At 68.6% G+C, this 14,673-nt stretch carries 17 protein-coding genes; 8 read left to right on the top strand and 9 right to left on the bottom strand.

Annotation, left to right across the window (positions count from 1 at the left end; genetic code table 11):
• The first annotated feature begins 350 nt into the window (after positions 1–350).
• On the top strand, positions 351–974 hold the full coding sequence (locus ACFYRU_RS11020) for a VanZ family protein (protein ID WP_387655941.1): 624 nt from the start codon (positions 351–353) through the stop codon (positions 972–974).
• A 97-nt stretch (positions 975–1,071) separates the two neighbouring features.
• On the opposite strand, the gene ACFYRU_RS11025 is transcribed toward ACFYRU_RS11020, so the two are convergent.
• Positions 1,072–1,683, bottom strand: coding sequence for a pentapeptide repeat-containing protein (locus ACFYRU_RS11025; RefSeq protein ID WP_387655944.1), 612 nt, complete (start codon positions 1,681–1,683; stop codon positions 1,072–1,074).
• 99 nt (positions 1,684–1,782) lie between these two features.
• Here ACFYRU_RS11025 and ACFYRU_RS11030 point away from each other — a divergent pair, with 99 nt between their 5' ends.
• Both ACFYRU_RS11030 and ACFYRU_RS11035 read left to right on the top strand, forming a co-directional pair.
• Positions 1,783–2,694: an NAD-dependent epimerase/dehydratase family protein gene (locus ACFYRU_RS11030; RefSeq protein ID WP_387655947.1), complete on the top strand. Its 912-nt coding sequence runs from the start codon at positions 1,783–1,785 to the stop codon at positions 2,692–2,694.
• Complete coding sequence (locus ACFYRU_RS11035; protein WP_387655950.1) at positions 2,672–3,472, top strand: protein phosphatase 2C domain-containing protein; 801 nt, start codon at positions 2,672–2,674, stop codon at positions 3,470–3,472. The genes ACFYRU_RS11030 and ACFYRU_RS11035 overlap by 23 nt, the downstream gene beginning before the upstream one ends.
• Here ACFYRU_RS11035 and ACFYRU_RS11040 read toward each other — a convergent pair.
• From ACFYRU_RS11040 to ACFYRU_RS11050, 3 genes are read right to left on the bottom strand one after another with little or no spacing between them, the layout of a single operon-like run.
• Positions 3,415–4,365: a DUF4328 domain-containing protein gene (locus ACFYRU_RS11040; RefSeq protein ID WP_387655952.1), complete on the bottom strand. Its 951-nt coding sequence runs from the start codon at positions 4,363–4,365 to the stop codon at positions 3,415–3,417. The genes ACFYRU_RS11035 and ACFYRU_RS11040 overlap by 58 nt on opposite strands.
• A gap of 40 nt (positions 4,366–4,405) precedes the next feature.
• Entirely contained in the window at positions 4,406–5,929 is a 1,524-nt protein-coding gene (locus ACFYRU_RS11045; RefSeq protein WP_387655954.1) for a glycerol-3-phosphate dehydrogenase/oxidase, read from the bottom strand.
• The gene (locus ACFYRU_RS11050) at positions 5,926–6,546 is read right to left on the bottom strand and encodes a TetR/AcrR family transcriptional regulator (protein WP_387655957.1); all 621 of its coding nucleotides are present in this window, start codon (positions 6,544–6,546) and stop codon (positions 5,926–5,928) included. Before ACFYRU_RS11050 ends, ACFYRU_RS11045 begins: the two co-directional genes overlap by 4 nt.
• Before the next feature lie 139 nt (positions 6,547–6,685).
• Here ACFYRU_RS11050 and ACFYRU_RS11055 point away from each other — a divergent pair, with 139 nt between their 5' ends.
• The 3 genes from ACFYRU_RS11055 to ACFYRU_RS11065 are packed head-to-tail and all read left to right on the top strand — an operon-like array spanning position 6,686 to position 9,999.
• A complete protein-coding gene (locus tag ACFYRU_RS11055; RefSeq protein ID WP_387655960.1) occupies positions 6,686–8,242 on the top strand; it encodes an FAD-binding oxidoreductase in 1,557 nt (518 codons plus the stop codon).
• 33 nt (positions 8,243–8,275) lie between these two features.
• Entirely contained in the window at positions 8,276–8,995 is a 720-nt protein-coding gene (locus ACFYRU_RS11060; protein WP_387655963.1) for an SDR family NAD(P)-dependent oxidoreductase, read from the top strand.
• The gene (locus tag ACFYRU_RS11065; protein ID WP_387655966.1) at positions 8,992–9,999 is read left to right on the top strand and encodes an S-adenosylmethionine:tRNA ribosyltransferase-isomerase; all 1,008 of its coding nucleotides are present in this window, start codon (positions 8,992–8,994) and stop codon (positions 9,997–9,999) included. Before ACFYRU_RS11060 ends, ACFYRU_RS11065 begins: the two co-directional genes overlap by 4 nt.
• Before the next feature lie 2 nt (positions 10,000–10,001).
• On the opposite strand, the gene ACFYRU_RS11070 is transcribed toward ACFYRU_RS11065, so the two are convergent.
• From ACFYRU_RS11070 to ACFYRU_RS11080, 3 genes are all read right to left on the bottom strand, one after another.
• Positions 10,002–10,151 (bottom strand): hypothetical protein, encoded by a 150-nt coding sequence (locus tag ACFYRU_RS11070; RefSeq protein WP_387655969.1) that lies wholly within the window; start codon positions 10,149–10,151, stop codon positions 10,002–10,004.
• Between the two features lie 115 nt (positions 10,152–10,266).
• Positions 10,267–11,013 carry a rhomboid family intramembrane serine protease gene (locus ACFYRU_RS11075; protein ID WP_387655972.1) on the bottom strand — a complete coding sequence of 249 codons (747 nt, stop codon included), beginning with the start codon at positions 11,011–11,013 and terminating at the stop codon, positions 10,267–10,269.
• Positions 11,014–11,074: 61 nt separating this feature from the next.
• On the bottom strand, positions 11,075–11,617 hold the full coding sequence (locus ACFYRU_RS11080; protein ID WP_387655975.1) for a peptidylprolyl isomerase: 543 nt from the start codon (positions 11,615–11,617) through the stop codon (positions 11,075–11,077).
• A 228-nt stretch (positions 11,618–11,845) separates the two neighbouring features.
• Between ACFYRU_RS11080 and ACFYRU_RS11085 the strand changes: the two genes are divergently transcribed.
• A complete protein-coding gene (locus ACFYRU_RS11085) occupies positions 11,846–12,658 on the top strand; it encodes a hypothetical protein (protein WP_387655978.1) in 813 nt (270 codons plus the stop codon).
• Positions 12,659–12,742: 84 nt separating this feature from the next.
• Here the strand turns inward: ACFYRU_RS11085 and ACFYRU_RS11090 are convergent, their stop codons facing one another.
• Both ACFYRU_RS11090 and ACFYRU_RS11095 read right to left on the bottom strand, forming a co-directional pair.
• Positions 12,743–13,057, bottom strand: a complete 315-nt coding sequence (locus ACFYRU_RS11090; RefSeq protein ID WP_387655981.1) for a hypothetical protein — start codon at positions 13,055–13,057, stop codon at positions 12,743–12,745.
• A gap of 112 nt (positions 13,058–13,169) precedes the next feature.
• Complete coding sequence (locus tag ACFYRU_RS11095) at positions 13,170–13,643, bottom strand: methylated-DNA--[protein]-cysteine S-methyltransferase (RefSeq protein ID WP_387655984.1); 474 nt, start codon at positions 13,641–13,643, stop codon at positions 13,170–13,172.
• 109 nt (positions 13,644–13,752) lie between these two features.
• On the opposite strand from ACFYRU_RS11095, the gene ACFYRU_RS11100 reads away from it, so the two are divergent.
• Entirely contained in the window at positions 13,753–14,469 is a 717-nt protein-coding gene (locus ACFYRU_RS11100; RefSeq protein WP_387655987.1) for a DUF4328 domain-containing protein, read from the top strand.
• Positions 14,470–14,673: the final 204 nt, after the last annotated feature.

Here is a 14,673-nt window from a genome sequence, read left to right on the forward strand (position 1 = left end):
TCGGGGTGTCTTTCCGGTACTCCGACTGTCCCGTTCCGGCCCTCGCCGCCACATCGCCTGAGCGGTCCCATCCCCCTCCACCGATCGGTTGATCGCACTCTCCACCGAGATGCCGCCTGACACACGATCGTTGCCTTAAGCACCTTTCTTGCGTGTCAGTTTGTGCACGGACTGTCACGGAGCGTTTACGGCTCCGTGCAGATGTCCGGACAAGCCTGGTGCTGTGCGAACGGACAGCAGATCGTCGTTGGCAGGAACCGAAAATCACGAGGAGACAGTTCGAGTTCAACCGGTCGACCACAGAAGGGCCCGGACGCGTGCTCGAGACTTATCGCGGTATTCCCCACCTCTTGGACACCTGGCTCGTGCTGACCGGCATGACGCTGCCGATCGCGATCTCGTCGTTCCGCCGTCCCGGGGACCTGGTCCCCCGGCTGGCGGCGTTCTGCCTACCGGCCGCGTTCGCGCTGGTGATCGCGGCGACCCTCACCCCGACGCCGCTGCGGTACGGCCCGGTCGGGCTGTGCGGCGCCCGGATGGAAGGTTTCGGTGGCCTGAGTTCGGTCCAGGCGCCGCTCAACGTCCTGCTGTTCATCCCGTTCACCGGCATGCTGACGCTGGCGGGCGGTCGCCGGATGGAGGCGATCACCGCCGGGATCGGGCTGTCGGCGGCGATCGAGGCGACCCAGTCGCTGGTCCCGTCGCTGGGTCGTACGTGCCAGCTGCACGACGTACTGACGAACTCGCTCGGCTCCGTCTGCGGCGTAGGACTCGCGGCAGCCGTGCAGACGGTCGCCCACGGCCTGTGGACGGCGACCCGCGGACGCCGGCTCGTCACCCCGCCGTACGTCGTCGAGCATGCCGGGCTGTTGGTCGTACGTCCGCAGTCCCAGGCCAGGCACCGGCTGGTCGCACCGAGGCGTCGTAACGCGGCTGCGAGATATCACAGAACGAATACACAGTTATCCGGATAGTTATCCACAGGCTGTGGATGGAACCGTGGATGACCGCGTGACTACCTGGGGATATCCACAGTGCTCGATGCTTTCCCCACCCCACCGCCCCGGTCAGTCACGGTCGTACGTCCAGTCCCAGCGCGGCGGCGACGACCATCGCTTGGGTGACGTCGATCCGGGCGTCCTTGAGGGTGACGGTCAGCGGATCGAGTGTGGACAGGTCGGATCCACGCAGATCCGCGCCGGTGAAGTCGGCCTTCTGCAGGAACGCCCCGGACAGGTCGAGGTCCCGGAGTACCGCCTTCGGAGCGCGTACGCCGGTCAGGTCCGCCTCGCGCAGCTTCACGCCGGTGAACTCCGCGCCCTTCAGGTCCGCGCCCGGAAACCCGGTGAACGACCAGTCGCCGCCGGACACCTTCATCAGGCTGTACACGCAGTCGTCGAAGAAGCTGCCGACGAACTTGCACCGGTTGAACGAGGCGTCGAACAGCGAGCACCGGACGAACGTGCAGTTCACGAACGCGGCATCGGTGTGCGTCGACGCGTTGAACCGGACCCCGCGGAACGTGCACTCCTCGAACACCCCGCCGCGGTTGTCCACCTCGGTCAGGTCCGAGTCGACGAACAGCACCCGCCGGTACGTCTGCCCGGAGGGATCGGCGTCGTCCCAGTCCCGGATCGTCGACTCGGTCGGCACCGCCGGACGCCCGTCCACTCGATCAGCCATGGCCCTCACCCTGCCACGCCGTACGGACAGAACACAGTTGTGATGGTAAGGCAGGAGAACGGTAGGCCGACCGACAAATACGGACCGCACGATGGAGGGGTGACCGGAACCGAGAGGGTGATGGTGTTCGGCGCCGGAGGTTTCCTCGGCGCCAGGATCTGTGCGCTGCTCGCCGACCGGGGGATCGAGTACCGCGGGTTGAGCCGGACCCGGAGCGAGCCGTACCGGCGCTGTGATCTGACCGCGATGCATCCGTACGCGCTGGACACCCAGATCGGGATGTACAAGCCGACCGTGGTGATCAACGCGGTCGGCGCGACGCTCGGCGAGCCGGCCGAGCTGGTTCGCGCGAACGTGATCGCGGTCGAGGCGCTGCTCGCGTCGGTCCGCGACCACGCCGGTCACGCCCGCTTCGTCCAGCTCGGCTCGGCGGCGGAGTACGGCGGCGCGCCGCACGGCACGAGCCTGTCCGAGGACGCCGCGCCCCGGCCGCTCGGTCCGTACGGGATCACCAAGCTGGCCGGCGCCGAGCTCGTCCTCCGGGCGCAGCGGGCCGGCGCGGATGCCGTCGTACTGCGGATCTTCGACGTGATCGGACCGGGCGCTCCGGACACCACGCTGACCGGCCGGGTGATCCGGGACCTGCGCTCGCGGCAGCTGATCGAGGTCGGGTCGCTGGACGTCTGGCGGGACTTCGTCGACGTCCGCGACGTGGCCGAGGCCGTACTCGCGGTCGCGCTGGCGGACGGGAGCCTGCCGCCGGTGATGAACGTCGGCACCGGTCGCGCGACCCTCGCCCGCGACGTCGCCGGGCAGTTGTTCGAGCTCAGCAGCCGGCCGGCCACGATCGTCGACGACACCGAGCAGGAGACTGCACTCGGCGCACCGTGGCAGCAGGCCGACACCACGCTGATCGGCCAGGCCGTCGGCTGGTCCCCCAAGATCGCCCTCGACCAGTCGCTCACCGACAGTTGGGCAGAATTGCCCTGTGGAAATCCGAGCGATCAGTGAGGCCGCACCGGACCGCCGACCACCCGCCGTCAACGAGGACCTGATCCTCACCGGCCCCGACTTCGCCGTTGTCCTCGACGGCGCCAGCGCGCCGCGAGTCCCGGTCGACTCCGGCTGCCGGCACACCGTCGCTTGGCTGGTCCGGCAACTCGCCACGCAGCTCGCGACTCCGCTGCTCAGCCGTTCGTCCGCATCGCTCCCCGACCTGCTCGCCCAGGCGATCGCGGCCGTCCGCGACTCACACGCCGGAACCTGCGACGTCAGCAACCCCGACAGTCCGTCGTCCACTGTCGCGATGGTCCGCATGCAACCGGACCACGTCGAGCATCTCGTCCTCGCGGACTCGCCCGTCGTCATGCGGTCGCCCGATGGCCGGATCACCGTCCACAGCGACGACCGGATCGACCTGCTCCCCGAGCGGACCCTCGAGGCCGTCCGCCGGCTGCGCAACCAGCCGGGCGGCTTCTGGGTCGCGAGCACCCGGCCCGGCGCGGCGTACGAGGCCGTCGTCGGTACGACGGATCGCGCGGACGTCGACGCGATCGCCCTGCTGACCGACGGAGCCTCGCGCTACACCGAGCGCTACGGGCACTCGTGGGACGAACTGCTCGAGGTCCTCACCACCGAAGGTCCGCGAGAACTGCTCAATCGTGTGCGGGCGCACGACACCGCGTCGACCACCAGCGGCAAGCAGTACGACGATGCGAGCGTCGTACTGCTTCAGCGTCCGTATGTAGGAAAGCCCGGCCGCCGCACGTACTGCGGAGGCTGCGGGTAGTCCTGAACCGGCGGCGGCGGAGTCAGCCGCAGCTGCTGCCAGCCGCCGACCTGCAGCATCAGCAGCGCCATCGCGACGCCGGCCACAGCCAGCAGCACCGTCGCGACCGTGAACCCGATGTCGAACCCGAGCGCGACCCGGACCATGAAGTCCTGCAGGTCGTAGATGTCGACGTACGGGCTGTCCGGGTCCGAGCTGTCCGAGATCTGCACGAGCCGGACGATCCACGCGATGAAACCGATCGTCGCGACCGATCCGCCGCCGACCAGGATCACCCAGAACGCGGTCCAGCTGCCCCACCACCCGTACAACAGCGCCCGGATCCGCACCGACCGCGCCGCACCGGGTTGCGCGGCGGGTTCGCTCGCGCGGAGGACGTCCTCGACGATCTGCACCGGGTACCAGAACTGCACGATCGGGCAGAACCAGGAGCCGACGGCCCAGCCCGGCGAGCGCCGATGCAGGCGTCGCGGCTCGGTCGGTGCAGCGATCGGTTGCGGTGCGAAGGGTGAGAACAGGAAGTCGACGTTCTCGCGGGCCCGCCACAGCCAGAGCAGGTACGCGATCGCGGTCCCGATCAGCAGGTAGCTGACCAGGTTCAGGAATGGGCCGGTGCCGGCGATCGACTCGACGCCGTGCTCGATCTCCTGGTCGGAGAGCAGCCCGTACACGAGCCGCTTGACCTCGTCGTACGAGCGCCAGAGCAGCACGCACTGGATCACCGCGGCGATCACGGTCAGTCCCATCAGCACGATGCTGACGATCGAGACCGCCCGCAACGGCCGGAACTGCGGCGGCACCGGCCGGTACGGCAACTGCTGGAACGGACCCTGGTACGGCGCCGGTTGATACGGCCCAGGTCCTTGGTACGGCCCCGGATAAGGCTGCGTCACCCTTCCACCTCCCCGCAGCCAAGTTAACCTCAGGATCGTCTCAGACTGCGGCGAAGGCCTCCCGTACGGCGGGCAGCGCCAGCTCACGGTCCGTCGCCGACAGCCCGATCCGCGTGCGCCGATCGAGTACGTCGTCCTCGGTCAGCGCGCCCTCGTGCCGGACGGCGAACCGCAGCTCGGCATGCGTCGTCCGCAGCCCGGGCGCGATCGGCTCGAGCCACTCCGGCGGACCGTCGACCACCTGTGGTGCCTCGACGCCGTACCGCTGCACGAACCGGGCCGGCGCCCGGACGGCCGCCAGCTTGACGCGATCCGCGGCGCCGACGAGCGGGATCCGATGCGTCTCACATTGCCGGTGTACCTCGACGTCGGACTGGTCGAGCGACGCGTCGAGGGCGTCCTGGGCCATCCGGCGGTACGTGGTGAGCTTGCCGCCGACGATCGTGACGACACCGTCGTCGCTCGTGATGACCGCGTGCCGGCGGGAGATGTCGGCCGTGCCGCTGTGGTGCCCGGTGTCGAGCAGCGGGCGGAGACCGGCGTACGTCCCGAGGAGGTCCGCGCGGGTCACCGGCTGCTGCACGGCGGCGTTGATCGTGTTCAGCAGGAAGTCGATCTCGGCGTCGGTCGCCTGCGGCACGTCGTTCACCGGGCCGGGCGCGTCCTCGTCGGTGAGGCCGACGTACACCCGGTCGTCCGGCGCCGGGATCGCCATCACGACGCGGCGCAGCTCGCCCGGGACCGGCAGGGTGAGCACGGCGGACAGGCCGCCGAAGACGGACTGCGGTAGCACCAGGTGGGTACCGCGGCTCGGGCGGAGCTTGATGCCGGAGGCAACCTGGTCGGCCCAGATCCCGGCCGCGTTGATCACGATCCGCGCGTCCACCGTCTGCTTGTGACCAGTCAACTGGTCGACCAGGACCGCACCGCGGCCGGTGACCTCGGTGGCGGCGACGTGCGTCAGGATCCGGGCGCCGTACTGCGCGGCGGTCCGGGCGATCGCGACCACCAGGCGGGCGTCGTCGTACAGCTGCCCATCCCAGGTGAGGAAGCCGCCGCGCATCCCGTCGGGCCGGAGCGTCGGGGCGTAGCGGAGGATCTCGGCCGAGGACACCCGACGGGAGTGCGGGAGGTAGTCGTCGCTGGTCCGCGCGAAGGTCCGCAGTACGTCGCCGCCGAGGAACGCGGAACGGAGCAGTGCGGCCTGGACGAACCTTGCCTGCGGCAACCACGGTGCGATCTGCGGGACCGGGTGCACCAGGTGCGGGGCGGTCGTCTTCATCAGGATGCCGCGCTCGACGGCGCTCTCGTACGCGATCCCGACGTGGCCGGACGCGAGGTACCGCAGGCCGCCGTGGACGAGCTTCGAACTCCAGCGGCTGGTGCCGAACGCGAGGTCGTGCTTCTCGACCAGGGCAACGCTCAGGCCGCGAGCGGCCGCGTCCAGCGCGACGCCGGTGCCGGTGACACCGCCACCGATCACCAGTACGTCAACGGCCTTGAGCTCGTGCAGCTCGCGGGTACGCCGTGCCGCGTTCAGGCTCGCGTTGCCGATGGAGATCACGGCGTCAAGTACCTCGTCAGCATCACGCGGAGCTCCTCGTCGAGCTTCGGGTACTCGTCCCTCTCGGCCATCACCGGGCCGGACACCGCGGACGCCAGCGAGACCAGGATGATCTGCCGGGCCAGCCAGACCGGGTCGCCGGCGCGGATCGAGCCGTCGGCCTGGCCTTGGCGGAGGCCTTCCTCGACGAGCGCGAGGTGGGCGACGGTGCTGCTGCCGCGGCGCTCGAGCAGGTACGGCGTGAGGAACTCGGGATCGAGCTCGATGATCTTCCGCATCAAGGGGTGCACGCGGGTCTTCGCGACCACCTCGACGACACCCTCGACCAGCCGGGCGCGGCCGTCCGCGGCGTCCGGCTGGAACGCCGACACGAGCGCGATCGTCCACTCGCGGGTCATCAGCGCGGCGACCACGGCCTGCACGTTCGGCCAGCGCCGGTACAGGGTCGCGCGGGAGACCTCGGCGTGCCGGGCGATGTCGGCCATCGTCATCCGTCGCATCCCGATCGCGAGCAGCAGCTCGTACGCCGCGTCCAGGATCCGCTCCTCGCCGATCGCGTTCGCCGGGGTAGGACGGGAGCTGGTCTCTTGATCCGATTCGCTGCTACGCTGAGACATCACATGCCAAAGTGTATCAGCGCCTCTATTTTTCCGGAACTGTGCAGCGGCATCCCGGAACTGTCCAGGGGAGGTGGGAGCCAGGGGGTTCCACCTCCCCTGGACGCTACCTCGCACAACCCCCGAACGGGAGCCACCCATGACCGAATCCGACCTCCCGGTGGCAAACCTCACTCCCGGCCACTGGGGCAACCCCGCCCACACGGTAGAGCTGCCTGCAGCCGCCCTGGACGCCCTCAAAGACCTAGGCATCCACCGCCCCCCGCCCCCACCCAAGCCAAGCCCTCAGCCGAACACCGCCCTAACCGCGGCTCAGCTGGCGTTTCTGTCCACAGTTGTGGGCTCTCAGCACGTGGCTGCTGACTGGGACTCTCGTTGGGCTCACACGCGCGGGTATTCGACGACCGACCTGCTGAGGTTCCGCGCAGGCGACACGTCGGACGTACCAGACGTGATCGTCTACCCGGGCACCCACGACGAAGTACAGGCGATCCTGTCCGGCGCCGCAGAACACGGACTCGCAGTTGTCCCGTACGCAGGCGGCACCTCCGTCGTCGGAGGGCTGGCGCCGACGAGGAACTTCATCACGCTCGACCTGCGCCGACTCGACCAGCTCCTCGAGCTCGACGAGATCTCCCGAACAGCGACCCTGCAGGCGGGCGTACGCGGACCCGCCGCCGAAGCGCTGCTCGCCGAGCACGGCTACACCCTCGGCCACTTCCCCCAGTCCTACGAAGGCGCCTCGATCGGCGGCTACGCGGCCGCCCGCTCCAGCGGCCAGTCCTCCGCCGGCTACGGCCGCTTCGACCAGATGGTCGTCGCCCTCACCCTCGCCACCCCACGCGGCACGATCGAGCTGGGCCGCGCCCCGATGTCGGCAGCCGGCCCCGACCTCCGCCAACTGATCCTCGGCTCCGAGGGCGCCCTCGGCGTCATCACGTCGGTCGTCGTACGGATCCGCCCCCGCCCAACAGAACGCCATTTCGAAGGCTGGCACTTCGCCGACTTCGCCACCGGTCTCACCGCCGTACGACGTCTCGCCCAGGACGGTCCGCTCCCCACCGTGCTGCGCCTCTCGGACGAGGTGGAGACAGCGGTCAACCTGGCTGATCCGGACGTACTGGGCGGCGGCGCAGGTGGCGTACTGGCGATCATCGGTTTCGACGGCCCGTACAACCAGGCGACCGCGGACGTCCTCACCGCAGCCGGCGGCACCAACCTCGGCGAAGGCCCGGGCGAGACCTGGCGCCTCGGCCGCTACCGCGCGCCGTACCTGCGCGACCCGCTCCTCGACGAAGGCGCCCTGGTCGAAACCCTCGAGACCGCGACCTTCTGGTCCCGCATCCCCGCGCTCAAGGCCGCCGTGACCCAAGCCCTCGTCGACGCTCTCGGCACGACCCCACCGCTGGTGCTCTGCCACATCTCGCACGTCTACGAGACCGGCGCCTCGCTGTACTTCACCGTCATCTGCGCGCAGACCGACGACCCGGTCACCCAATGGCGCACCGCGAAAGCCGCCGCGAGCCAGGCCATCGCCGACGCCGGCGGCACGATCTCCCACCACCACGGCGTCGGCACCGACCACCGCGACGCCTACACCGCCGAGATCGGACCCCTGGCGGTAGAAGCTTTACAAGCTGTCAAACAGACCCTCGACCCGCACAACGTCATGAACCCAGGCATTTTGCTCCCTTGACTTCAAGCTTGCTTGAGGTACGACGGTGTCGGCATGACTCCTGAACCGTCCGAACGTCCCGTTGCCCTGATCACCGGCGCCTCCGCGGGCCTCGGACTCGCACTTGCCCATGGACTCGCCGACCGCGGCTGGGCGTTGGTGATCGACGCGCGCGGCGCGGAAGCGCTCAAAGACGCAGCGGACGCGCTGGCGGACCGTACCGATGTCGTACCGCTGGCCGGCGACGTCACCGACGCCGAGCACCGCGCCGACCTGCTCGACGCGATCACCGAACTCGGCCGGCTCGACCTGCTCGTCAACAACGCCAGCTACCTCGGGCCAAGTCCCTTGCAGGCACTGGCCGCCGCCGACCTCGACGAGCTCCGCCGCGTCTACGAGGTCGACGTACTCGCACCGATCGCGCTCACACAGCTCCTGCTCCCGGCACTCACCACAGCATCCGGTGTGCTGATCAACATCAGCTCGGACGCTGCAGTGGAGGCGTACGAGAGGTGGGGCGGCTACGGCTCTGCCAAGGCAGCCCTCGATCACGCGACGCGTGTACTTGCCGCAGAACATCCTGCGCTGTCGGTGTACGCCGTCGATCCGGGTGATCTGCGGACGGCGATGCACCAGGCTGCGTTCCCCGGTGAGGACATCTCGGACCGGCCGGAGCCCGCTACCGTCGTACCGGCGTTCCTGCAGTTGCTCGACAGCAGGCCGGAAAGCGGTAGATACCGAGCAGCCGAGTTCGCGCCGGCGGTGGCGTCGTGAGGGTGCACCCGCAGACAAGGTTCGAGCTGCCGGACCAGCTGAACGCCGGGGAACCTCCCGAGGCCCGTGGTGTTCGCAGAGACCAGGTGAAGCTGCTGGTCGCGGAGGGGTCGACCATCACGCACACCCGCTTCGACCGAATCGGCGACCACCTGCGGGCGGGTGACCTGCTGCTGGTCAACACGTCGGGGACGCTGGCCGCGGCCGTTGACGGTACGCCGTACACAGTGCACTTCTCGACGCCGCTCGACGACGGCACCTGGGTCGTCGAACTGCGCGACGGGAACGCTCCGATGTTCGACGGTCGTCCGGGGCTGCAGGTCGTACTGCCCGAGGGTGTGCTGACGTTGCTGGCACCGTACGAGGCCTCACCGAACAGGCTGTGGATCGCGCAGCCGCCGGCGGCCGACGTACACGGGTACTTGCGGCGGTACGGGCGACCGATCACCTACAACTATGTGGGGAAGCGCTGGCCGCTTGCGTCGTACCAGACCGTCTTTGCGCGGGAGCCTGGCAGTGCGGAGATGCCCAGCGCGGCAAGGCCGTTCAGCTTCGAGTTGGTGAGTCACCTGGCGTCACAGGGCGTTCTGATCGCACCGATCCTGCTGCACTGCGGTGTGTCTTCGCTGGAGAGCCACGAACCACCACAGCCGGAACGGTACGACGTACCCGCGCATACGGCGCGTCTCGTCAACTGGGTAAAGGCCAACGGTGGAAGGGTGATCGCGGTCGGCACCACGGCCGTACGAGCCATCGAAACGGCCGCTGCGCAAGACGGCACGGTCACCGCGTCCAGCGGTTGGACGGACCTGGTCCTCGGCCTGACGCGCGAACCACAGGTGGTGGACGGCCTCATCACTGGCTGGCACGCCCCCGAGGCGTCCCACCTGCTCCTGCTGGAATCCGTAGCCGGCGCGACCCAGGTCCAAGCCGCCTACACCGAAGCCCTCCGCCACAACTACCTGTGGCACGAGTTCGGCGACAGCTGCCTGCTCCTGCGTTGAACTCAGGATGCCTTGGCGGTCGGCTTCTTCTGGGAGACGCGGTTGGAGGTCTGGAGAGCGGTGACGGCGTTCGGAGTTTCCGGTGTCGTCGGTCGCGCGACCTGATGCTCGTTCCCGGGCCGGGCCCGTTTGTCCACAGCGCGTGGGCTCATACCGATGTCCTTACCAAGCTGGTCCCCCGTCGGGACGTCACCTGATTAGACAAGCGCCCACAACCACTTGTCACCACAATTAATCCAACTGAGCAGAAGTTGTGGCCTAGGCCGTTTACGCCCGTTGCTTGTTGTGGCGGTTGTGGTTGGAGAGCTGTAGGTAGATCCAAGCGACTGCAGCGCCTACCACGAAGCCTCCGAGGTGGCCTTCCCAGGAGACGTTGGGGATGGCGAACGAGAGGAACGCGGTGACGGCGACGTACATGATGATCCAGGTGACGTCGAGGCCGCGGGCTCGGCTGATCACCAGGAGAGCGCCGACCAGTCCGAGTACGGCACCAGACGCGCCCAGGGTCGCGCCGCCCGGAGCGGACAGGATCCAGACCGCGACGCTGCCGCCCAAAGCTGACAGGATGTAAAGGATCGTGAAGCGCAGGCGGCCGAGCATCTGTTCCAGTGGCGGACCGAGCTGCCAGAGCATGAACAGGTTCGAGAAGATGTGGAAGATCTGCACGTGGGTGAACGCCGACGTGAGCAGGCGCCACGGTTCGCTGCCGGCCAGCGCAGGGACCATCACCAGGTCGCTCAGGATCTGCGGGCTGCCGAAACGGGCGGCCACGAAGACCAGGACGTTCAGCGCCAGGATCGTGTAGGTGACGACCTGCTGGCTGCCGCCGCGCTGGATGCCGCCGAGCGACGTCCGGGTCCGCGGGACCGAGCGGGCGCCCTGGTTGAAGCATTCCGGGCACTGGAAGCCGACGGCGGCGCTGTTCATGCAGTTCGGGCAGATCGGCCGGTCGCAGCGCTGGCAGCGCACCCCGGCGGGCCGATCCGGGTGCCGGTAGCAGACGGTCTCGGTCACGCGGGTGCGTCCCTCTCCGGTAGCGTGGGGCCGGGGGTTTCCCGGCCCCACGACGAAGCTGTCAGGCGGTCTTGCGCTCGACGACGACCTTGTTGATCACGATCGGGTCGATCGGGCGGTCACCCGGCGCGGTCGGCGCGGTCGCGATCGCGTCCACGACCTTCTTCGACTCGTCGTCGACGACCTCACCGAAGATCGTGTGCTTGCGGTTCAGGTGCGGGGTCGGTACGACCGTGACGAAGAACTGCGAGCCGTTGGTGCCGTGGCCGTACTGGATGCCGGCGTTCGCCATCGCGAGCAGGTACGGGCGGTCGAACTGCAGCTCCGGGTGGATCTCGTCGTCGAACTGGTACCCGGGGGTGCCGGTACCGGTGCCGAGCGGGCAGCCGCCCTGGATCATGAAGCCGTCGATCACCCGGTGGAAGCCGAGGCCGTCGTAGAACGGCTTGGTCACCTGCTGGCCGGTCTCCGGGTCGGTCCACTCCTTGGTGCCCTCGGCCAGGCCGACGAAGTTGCTCACCGTCTTCGGCGCCTGGTTCGGGAACAACCTGATGACGACGTCGCCCTTGTTCGTCTGCAGGGTCGCGTACAGCTCTTCGGCCACGGGAGTCACTCCTAGTCGGGATACATCTGCTTACCCCTTGATCCTGTCATGTACGTCCAAGAACTCCCGCATCGGCGCGTACGTGTACGGAATGGGGGGTGGGGCACAGGGTTATCGGCTTGTTACGTCGTACGATGCAGATGTTGCCGGATTTGTCCAGAGTGAGCCCATGTCGCCGATGGGCGGGAGAGCTGTCCGCCGGGGGCGGGTGGCACCTAGGAGGGAACCGTGGGTTTGAGGAAGTCCAAGGACCGGGTCGAGGCCGCCAAGGACCGCGTCCGGCCGCTTGCCGAGTCGGCGTCGGAGAAGCTCGGACCGGCCGTCGGTCAGGTCCGCGAGCACCTCGCGCCGGCCGTCGGCACCGCACGGGAGAAGGTGTCGCCGTACGCCGAGAAGGCGGTCGAGCGGGGCGCGCACCTGGCCCACCAGGCGGTCGAGAAGGCCGGTCCGGTGCTCGACGACGCGCTCGCGAAGGTCGGCCCGGCCACCGAGCACGCTGCCGAGCGGGCCCGTGAGCGGCTGAACGACGACGTCCTGCCGAAGGTGACCGCCGCACTGGCCACCCTGGCAGCCGCCGCCGAGCCGGTCGTCGAGGAGACCGCCCGCCGCGGCAAGGCCACCAAGGCCGCGCTCAAGGGTGAGATCGACGTACCGAAGAAGAGCCACAAGCTCCGCAACCTGGTGCTGTTCCTGGGCCTCGGTGCCCTGGCCGCGGCAGCGGTGAAGAAGCTGCTGACGCCGCCGGAGCCGGCCTGGCAGTCGACCCCGACCAGCGGCCGCGACTACAGCTCCGCCCCGGCGGGTACGACGTCCCGCCCGGCCGAGAGCCCGTCGTCCAACGGCAAGTCCGACGCCAAGCCGGAAGAGCCGAAGGCGGACGCCGCGAAGGCCGAGGCGAAGTCGGACACCAAGCCCGACACCAAGCCGGACGAGACCAAGGTCGACGAGACCAAGGACGAGGTGAAGGCCGCGTCGAACGGCGCCACCAAGAAGGCCACCACCAGGAAGCCGACGGGCGAGAACCGCTCGAGCGACTCCTGACACCACCGCAACGGCGAAGGTCCCGAACCCCAGGTGGGATTCGGGACCTTCGTCTGTCCGGACGTCGTCTTGCGCGTACGACGTTCAGTTGACCTGCGGGTCCACGTCGTCGGCCTTGGTCAGCTGGTAGCGGCCGGCGGACAGCAGCTGGGTCGCGTACCGGTGCGTGATGCACGGGTACGAACCGCCGCAGCTCAGGCAGACCGCGTCGTTGCGGTGCAGCCAGGGGACGACCTTGAAGCGCTTGGTCCAGGTCAGCGGTTCCCGGTCCGGGGCGTGCGTCTGGAGCGCCGCGCGGGCAGCGTCCTGGATCTCCGGGGCCGACCATTCCTCGGCGCTCTTGTTCATCAGGGCGCTGAGATCAGGGTGCAGGTGGTCGTTGGTGCGGGCTTTGTTCATTTATATGTCTTCCAAGGGCTTGGGAGGACCTGCTGAATCGCTCGCTTCAAACGTTAGTGCCCGCGGATGTCAGCCGCGCCTTGAGCGGGCCCGACCGGGTGTCAGATCTTCGTTAGTTCCACATCGTCTCGAAGCTGACCCGGGCCTCGAGCTCGAGCAGGTGCCGCTTGGTCGGGATGCCGCCACCGAAGCCGACCATCTTCCCGCCGGCGCCGACGACCCGGTGGCAGGGCACCACGATCGCGATCGGGTTCCGGTTGCAGGCGGTCCCGACGGCTCGGGCCGCGCCGGCGTCGCCGACGATCTTCGCGACCTCGCCGTACGTCTGCATCTCGCCGTACGGGATCCGGGTGAGTTGTTGCCAGACCGCGCGCTCGAAGTCGGAGCCGCCGCGGACCGACAGCGGCAGCGTGAACTCCTGCAGCTCGCCGGCGAAGTACGCCTTGAGTTGCTCGGCGGCCTCGGTCAGCAGCGGGTCGGTGTCCCGCGCGCGGTCGGTCGCCCCGAAGTGCAGCCGGCACAACCCGGTCTCGTCGACCGCGAGCGTGAGGTCGCCGATCGGCGAGTCGACCACGGTCCAGTGCATGGCACCATCCTCCCCGCGGCCACCGACAGTTTCTAGCGGAAATGCGCCACGGAGTGGCCGCAACCTGATGTTCTCGCCCGGTCACGCCCTGTTGTGCTATGCCTGATCCATGCCGAGCCAGGTGCCGCTGGACAGGTGGTTCAGCTCCGAGCGGGCGATGGGCGTCGGTGCCTCGGTCCTGATCGGGCTGGTCACCGTCACCACGTGGTCGACCGCGTGGTCGGACTGGAACCTGTACCGGACCCGGCGGACGTACGGCGACGACGCGGACAAGCTGTCCGAGGCGAACCTGATCTCCGGCTCGCTCGGGATCGTCGCCGCGCTGGCGCTGTTCGCGGCCGCGGTGGTGTTCATCGTGTGGCTCTGGCGGGTGCGGTGGAACGCGGAGATGTTCTGCCGCGGCGAGCACCGGTACAGCCGCGGCTGGGTGCTCGGCTGCTGGCTCGTCCCGGTGGTGAACCTCTGGTACCCGAAGCAGATCGTCGACGACGTCGTCGCGGCCAGCGACCTTCGCACGGATCCGCTGACGCCACAATTGAAGGACGTTCCGGGGACCCGGCTGGTGTGGGCGTGGTGGCTGACCTGGGTGTCCGGACTGGTCACCGGAAACATTGTTCAAAGAGGCGTACTTGCCGGCGCGTCGCAGCTGGGAGATCTGCGCACGAACGTCATACTGTCCTCCGTCTCGGCGCTGTTCACCACCGGCGCGGCCGTGCTCGCGGTGATCCTGATCCAGCGGATCGACGAGCTCCAGAGTGCGCGGCCCTGGGTGCCGTGGTGGGCGGTCGGGACACCCCAGAACGGCTTCCAACCACCTGCTCGGTAAACCAAACCGTCACGCCCCGCTGAATGCCTCGTTACCAATGGTGATGGGCGTACGAAAAGAACACGTTAAGTCGACACCCTCTGTGCTGGGGCCGACTGCCCTGGCGTACCTACTTCGTGGTATCAATGTGGCTCGGTCACGCGGGGGCAGGGCCAGGCAGAAGCGCCGGACAGACGACGGAGTTCCAGCAACGCGAGGGACGCG

Origin of the sequence: Kribbella sp. NPDC004536 (genome assembly GCF_042873835.1) — a bacterium.
GTDB lineage: Bacteria > Actinomycetota > Actinomycetes > Propionibacteriales > Kribbellaceae > Kribbella.

Bases quoted from the DNA above. Each gene is read 5' to 3' on its own strand.
- ACFYRU_RS11025 (WP_387655944.1), bottom strand. From the start codon at position 1,683: ATGGCTGATCGAGTGGACGGGCGTCCGGCGGTGCCGACCGAGTCGACG.
- ACFYRU_RS11050 (WP_387655957.1), bottom strand. From the start codon at position 6,546: ATGTCTCAGCGTAGCAGCGAATCGGATCAAGAGACCAGCTCCCGTCCT.
- ACFYRU_RS11055 (WP_387655960.1), top strand. From the start codon at position 6,686: ATGACCGAATCCGACCTCCCGGTGGCAAACCTCACTCCCGGCCACTGG.
- ACFYRU_RS11060 (WP_387655963.1), top strand. From the start codon at position 8,276: ATGACTCCTGAACCGTCCGAACGTCCCGTTGCCCTGATCACCGGCGCC.
- ACFYRU_RS11070 (WP_387655969.1), bottom strand. From the start codon at position 10,151: ATGAGCCCACGCGCTGTGGACAAACGGGCCCGGCCCGGGAACGAGCAT.
- ACFYRU_RS11090 (WP_387655981.1), bottom strand. From the start codon at position 13,057: ATGAACAAAGCCCGCACCAACGACCACCTGCACCCTGATCTCAGCGCC.
- ACFYRU_RS11095 (WP_387655984.1), bottom strand. From the start codon at position 13,643: ATGCACTGGACCGTGGTCGACTCGCCGATCGGCGACCTCACGCTCGCG.
- ACFYRU_RS11100 (WP_387655987.1), top strand. From the start codon at position 13,753: ATGCCGAGCCAGGTGCCGCTGGACAGGTGGTTCAGCTCCGAGCGGGCG.